2 protein-coding genes are annotated in these 647 nt (G+C 67.4%); both read left to right on the top strand.

Annotated elements, in window-relative coordinates:
- A partial coding sequence (locus tag D1614_RS28210; RefSeq protein WP_206610165.1) for a MurR/RpiR family transcriptional regulator occupies positions 1-398 on the top strand: 398 nt, incomplete at its 5' end.
- A gap of 28 nt (positions 399-426) precedes the next feature.
- Positions 427-647, top strand: a 221-nt coding sequence (locus tag D1614_RS28205) for a MurR/RpiR family transcriptional regulator (protein WP_206610164.1), incomplete at its 3' end; no start/stop codon positions are given.

Genomic DNA, 647 nt, shown 5'->3' with positions numbered 1-647 from the left:
TACCGCCGGCCACGTTCTCCCGCCTGGCACGCGCGCTGGGATTTGATGACTTTGCCGCACTGCGCGACGTCTGCGTGAATCACCTGCGCCAGCAGGCCGACGGCTTTGCCGGCCGCGCCAGTGCGTTGCAGGGTGAAGATGCCGCAGGCGCTTCGGAAGCCGAACGCATTGGCATGGCCATCGGCTCGCATATGCAGTCGGCATTCTCGCCAGCGAACCTGGCGGCACTGGACATTGTGGCTGCAGCTTTGTGCAGGGCGCGCCGGGTGTATCTGCTGGGCGCGCGCAGTTGCCTGGCGCTGACGCATGCGTTGGGCTATGCCGCCCAGCTCTTCGACGACAAGGTCACGCTGTGCGCCGGCAGCGGCAACACGCTGGCGGATCCGCTGCGCTTTTGATCCGTACACGCGCGAGGTCATCGAGGCGATGCAGTACGCGCATGCGCGCGGTGCGCGCCTCGTGTATGTGACCGACAGCGCCATCGCTCCCGGCGCCGAACTGGCATGGCAGCAGTTGGTTGCGCCCGTCGCCATTCCGTCGTTCTTCCATTCGCTGGCCGCGCCGATGGCGCTGCTCGACGCGTTGCTGATGACGTGGTTCCGCCACGCCGGGCCAACGGCGCTTGCCCACTTGGCCGACAGCGACGC

This window comes from Maribellus luteus (assembly GCF_003576475.1).
Lineage (GTDB): Bacteria > Bacteroidota > Bacteroidia > Bacteroidales > Prolixibacteraceae > Draconibacterium > Draconibacterium luteum.
The sequence above is the reverse complement of the archived record's forward strand: the minus strand, read 5'-3'. Positions and strand labels throughout refer to the sequence as shown.